This is a genomic window from Paracoccus sp. UBA5162 (genome assembly GCF_002413585.1).
Classification (GTDB): domain Bacteria; phylum Pseudomonadota; class Alphaproteobacteria; order Rhodobacterales; family Rhodobacteraceae; genus Paracoccus.
Map to the genome: position 1 here is coordinate 1 of NZ_DHXG01000023.1, position 4,296 is coordinate 4,296.

6 protein-coding genes are annotated in these 4,296 nt (G+C 63.5%); 2 read left to right on the forward strand and 4 right to left on the reverse strand.

The window, feature by feature from the left end:
• Positions 1–88: 88 nt before the first annotated feature.
• The 3 genes from sdhC to B4A72_RS02990 are packed head-to-tail and all read right to left on the reverse strand — an operon-like array spanning position 89 to position 1,482.
• Positions 89–430 carry a succinate dehydrogenase, cytochrome b556 subunit gene (sdhC, locus tag B4A72_RS02980; RefSeq protein ID WP_292952028.1) on the reverse strand — a complete coding sequence of 114 codons (342 nt, stop codon included), beginning with the start codon at positions 428–430 and terminating at the stop codon, positions 89–91.
• Positions 427–771, reverse strand: coding sequence for a succinate dehydrogenase (locus B4A72_RS02985; protein WP_292952031.1), 345 nt, complete (start codon positions 769–771; stop codon positions 427–429). Before B4A72_RS02985 ends, sdhC begins: the two co-directional genes overlap by 4 nt.
• 3 nt (positions 772–774) lie before the next feature.
• Positions 775–1,482, reverse strand: coding sequence for a succinate dehydrogenase/fumarate reductase iron-sulfur subunit (locus tag B4A72_RS02990; protein ID WP_292952034.1), 708 nt, complete (start codon positions 1,480–1,482; stop codon positions 775–777).
• A gap of 262 nt (positions 1,483–1,744) precedes the next feature.
• Between B4A72_RS02990 and B4A72_RS02995 the strand changes: the two genes are divergently transcribed.
• Both B4A72_RS02995 and B4A72_RS03000 read left to right on the forward strand, forming a co-directional pair.
• The gene (locus tag B4A72_RS02995; protein ID WP_292952037.1) at positions 1,745–2,161 is read left to right on the forward strand and encodes a CopG family transcriptional regulator; all 417 of its coding nucleotides are present in this window, start codon (positions 1,745–1,747) and stop codon (positions 2,159–2,161) included.
• A gap of 23 nt (positions 2,162–2,184) precedes the next feature.
• Positions 2,185–3,306, forward strand: a complete 1,122-nt coding sequence (locus B4A72_RS03000) for an alpha/beta hydrolase family esterase (RefSeq protein ID WP_292978069.1) — start codon at positions 2,185–2,187, stop codon at positions 3,304–3,306.
• 165 nt (positions 3,307–3,471) lie between these two features.
• Here the strand turns inward: B4A72_RS03000 and B4A72_RS03005 are convergent.
• Positions 3,472–4,296 (reverse strand): YihY/virulence factor BrkB family protein (locus B4A72_RS03005; RefSeq protein WP_292952043.1); only part of this gene is annotated, 825 nt, incomplete at its 5' end.

Consider the following 4,296-nt stretch of genomic DNA (forward strand, 5'->3'; position numbering starts at 1 on the left):
TGCAGCGCGCCGAAAAGCCCTGCTCCGCCGGTGCCAAGGATCAGGATGTCGGTGTCGTGACGATCGATATCGCTTTTCAGGGGCATGATCACACCGCTTGCAGGAAAAAGGTTCCGGAGACGAGAACCGAGAGGCCCACCGCCCCCGCCGCCAGCGTCTTCTGGCGAGAGGTCCATGGCATCAGTTCAAGCGCGAGAAGGCGCAACCCTCCGAAGAAATGGACGGCCAGCAGGAAGACCAGCCCGAATTCCGCGAATTTTACCAGCGGCATGTCCGTCCATGCCAGGAATCCGTCCAGCCGCGCGGCTTCGTTCAGGGCCATGGACAGAACCCAGAAATGCGCCGGCAGGAACAGGGCCAGCAAGGCCCCCGAGACGCGATGAAGAATGAAGGCATACCAGAGCGGATGGGTGCGGTGCGGGCGGATCATGCGACACCCCCGGGGGCGGTAACGGCCCAGACGGCGCGCACGCCCATCCAGACCAGAACCAGAAAGGCAATCCAGGTCAGCACGGAAAGGGCGCGCGCCCCAAGACCCAGCCATTCATGTGCGATGACGCGCAGGCCGATCGCCGCGTGGACAGACACGGCAATGACAAAAGTCCCGTAAAACGTCGCCCAGGCAAAGCTGCCCTGCGTTCGTCCCAGGATCTCGGCTGCGCTTAGCCCGCCCTGAATCGCATAGATCATCACCGCGAGGTGCCCGATGACCAGAGGCGCCATGACCAGCGCCGACAATCGCTGCAGCAGGTAAAGCCGGATGTCCAGCATCGGTCAGGTCCTCCGCCTGAAGAACGCGGCGGCGGTCGCCCGCTTCAGCCCGGCGATCGCGTCCATCGGATTCAGTCCGTTGGGGCAGAAATGCGCGCAACTTCCCATCGAGTGACAGTTGTGGCAGCCACCGGCGCCGCTGACCGCATCAAGGATTTTGCGCGAACCCGCATCCCTGGAATCGTTGTAGAGCGTCCAGGCACGATTCAGCGCCGCGGGACCGAGGAAATCGGGATTCCCGGCCACGGTATCGCATGACGCATAGCAGACCGAGCAGTTGATGCATTCGATCCCGGCATCGGCCTTTACCCGCTGAACGCTCGCCGGGTCGATCTCCTCGATCTGGTCGTTGCGGGTCTTCGACGGGTGGAACACGCCTTCCGCCTTGACCCATTTCTCGAAAAACGGGTCCATGTCGGCCGCGAGATCCTTGATGACCGGCAGATTGCGCAGCGGCCCGATCTCGATGCAATTGTCCTTCAGCACCTTCTTGACATGCGTGCGACAGGTCCAGCGCGGCTGGCCGTTCACCATCATCGCGCAGGATCCGCACATTCCGACGCGACATGCAAAACGGTATGACAGCGTGGGATCGTCGTTCTGCTGGATCCACGCCACGACATCCAGCACGGTCTGGCTGTCTTGCGCGGGAACGTCAAAGATCTGGAATTCGCCACCTTCATGGTCGCCGCGCCAAACGGAAACCTTCATACGGGTATCGGTCGAAGACACGGTGCCGGATCCTTGTCTGCTTGCGTGATGTTCATCTCTTTCCAACGATGCATACGTTTAAATGAAAGTTACAAAAAGCGACAATTACTATACAATCGTGTTAGTTTAGCTGACATATTCGGGCGGGGCACCTCTGTCGCATCACCCGATCGCCGGTGGCCTGCGCCGAATATCCGGAACAAGCCCCTTGCGCTTTCCTTGAATACATCCATATACCATCCATACAGATGGAGAATGGAAGATGGGCAACGTCACGCAGATCGGCCAAAGGATGCCCGAGAACGAGAAGATCACCATCAATATGGGATTCGTGGATCTCGGCAGGATCGACCTGCTCGTGCAGGAAGGATTCTATTCCAATCGCAGCGACTTCATTCGCACGGCGATCCGCAAGCAGTTGGACACGCATGGCGACGCGGTGGCCAGATCGATCGAACGGCATACGATGGAGCTTGGCCTGCGCGACTACAGCGCAGCCGATCTGAAGGCCGCGCGCGATGCGCATGAAATACTGCATATCAAGGTCGTCGGCCTCGTGCGGATCGCATCCGACGTGACGCCGGAACTCGCCCTCGCGACGATCGGGTCCATCGACGTGCTGGGGGCCCTTCAGGCCAGCCCTGAGGTCAAGAAGGCACTTGGGTCGCGTATCCGCTGACCCCCAATCAAGGAAAAACAGAGATGACAGACGATGCAAGCTCGGCGATGCGCCGGGCCAGTGACCTTGTGCGCGCCGGAAACCCGATCGCTGCCACGGAAATGATCCAGGCCGCCTTGCGCGGCACGGCCGCGTCCGCCATGTCGCGACCGGGGCCGGTTCCGGAAACGCTGCGCGCGGCAGAAGATGTCGCGCCCTTCGGCAAGGGCCGGGGTTTGCGCAAGACCCTGGCCGAACTGGCCGCCCGAGCACGGCCGGGCGGCGGGGTGGGCGGTGCGCCCGCACCCGAGCCGGTGCTGCCCAGGGGTGCCCGCTTCGACCATGGCAGTTTCACCTGCCCGGCGGGAGAGCGGGCATACCGTCTCTACATTCCCGACCTGCGAGCGCGGCGCCCTGCCGGTCTGGTGATGATGCTGCATGGATGCACCCAATCGCCTGCGGATTTCGCGAATGGCACCGGGATGAACCGGATCGCCGATGCCCATGACCTGATCGTGGTCTATCCCGGCCAGTCGCGTGGGGCGAACATGCAATCGTGCTGGAACTGGTTCGCGCCGTCCGATCAGGAACGCGGAAGCGGAGAACCCGCGATCCTCGCCGGTCTGGCCGTTCAGATCCGTCAGGATCACGACATCCCCGAGGACAGGATTTTCGTTGCCGGATTGTCGGCCGGCGGTGCGATGGCGGTGATCCTCGGACGGGCCTACCCGGATGTGTTCACTCATGTGGGGGTGCATTCCGGTCTGCCCTACAAGGCGGCCCGCGACGTGCAATCCGCCTTCGCGGCGATGGGCGGCAGCTTGCGCCAGACTTCTGGCGCACCCCTCCGCCCGCTGCCGACGATCGTGTTTCACGGTGCGGCGGACGCCACCGTCAACGCGGCCAACGGACAGCGGATCGTGGACGAGGCGGGCGCCGCCGGGGCCGAGCTGCGCGATAGCGGCACGATGGGCGGGCGCCGCTATATCCGTGATACTGTGCTGGCCCCGAACGGTCAGCCGATCCTTGAACATTGGCGCATCGACGGGCTGGGCCACGCCTGGTCGGGCGGCGATGCGACCGGCTCCTATGCCGATCCGGCCGGCCCCGACGCAAGCGCGGAAATGGTGCGGTTCTTTCTTGACGCGACCGGGACGGTTTCATGACATGACCGCCTTCCCGACATGCTGCGTTGCGGCCAAAACCACCTTCGGTCCGACAAGGGGCCGGATGGCGGCAAGGTCGGAAACTGCCGCCCCAGGCCACGCGACGCAGCCTGCCGGGGTCTCCGGCCGGCCTGTGCGCATCGTCCCGGCCGCGGCGACGTCGGGTCAGGTCCGGCCTTTCGCGGAACCAAGATGATCGGCCTTTTCCGCATCGCGCGCACCCATCGGTTCGTCCGGGCCGACGGTCGAGTCGGCGGCGGTCTGGGCCTCGATCTCGGCGTTCAACTCGGCTCCGAGCAGGACGATGAAGGCCGAAATCCACAACCACATCAGCAGGATGATGACACCCGCCATGCTGCCGAAGGTCTGGTTGTAGCTGCCGAAATTGCCGACGTAGAGAGAGAAGGCGATCGATGCGAGGATCCAGATCACGCAGGCCGCGATCGCGCCGGGCGTCAGCCATCGCCATTCCGCGTCATCGCGCGACGGACCATATCGGTAAAGAACCGCAAGCCCGATTATCGTCATGATCGCAAGCAGGATCCAGCGCGACAAGGCCAGCACCGTTTTCAGCCAGCCCGGCAGGGCGACAAGATCCAGCGCGACCGGCACCGCCAGCGCCGCGAGAAGCCCCAGCAGCAGGCCGACGATCAGAAACACCGTCAGGCCAAGGGTCCACAGGGTCTTGCGGATGAATCCGCGATCCTCGTCTTCATCATAGGCGACGTTCAGCCCTTCCATCAGGCTGCTCATTCCCTTGGACGCGGAATAGATCGCAAGCAACAGGCCGATCAGGAACGCGATCCCCAGGCCCGCATCCTGCGATCCCGCGACGGCGACCGCCTGATCGAGGATGATCTGCGCGGCCTGCCTGGGGATCATCTGGGTCAGCGTCGCAAGCTGCGCGGTCACCTGGGCAGGGTCAAGCACCATGCCCGCCAGCGCCATCAGCGCCGTGATAGCCGGAAAGATCGCCAGCAAGGCGTAGAA

Excerpts from the sequence above, each read along its gene's own strand:
- sdhC (WP_292952028.1), bottom strand. The coding sequence starts at position 430 with ATGATCCGCCCGCACCGCACCCATCCGCTCTGGTATGCCTTCATTCTT.
- B4A72_RS02985 (WP_292952031.1), bottom strand. The coding sequence starts at position 771 with ATGCTGGACATCCGGCTTTACCTGCTGCAGCGATTGTCGGCGCTGGTC.
- B4A72_RS02990 (WP_292952034.1), bottom strand. The coding sequence starts at position 1,482 with ATGAAGGTTTCCGTTTGGCGCGGCGACCATGAAGGTGGCGAATTCCAG.
- B4A72_RS02995 (WP_292952037.1), top strand. The coding sequence starts at position 1,745 with ATGGGCAACGTCACGCAGATCGGCCAAAGGATGCCCGAGAACGAGAAG.
- B4A72_RS03000 (WP_292978069.1), top strand. The coding sequence starts at position 2,185 with ATGACAGACGATGCAAGCTCGGCGATGCGCCGGGCCAGTGACCTTGTG.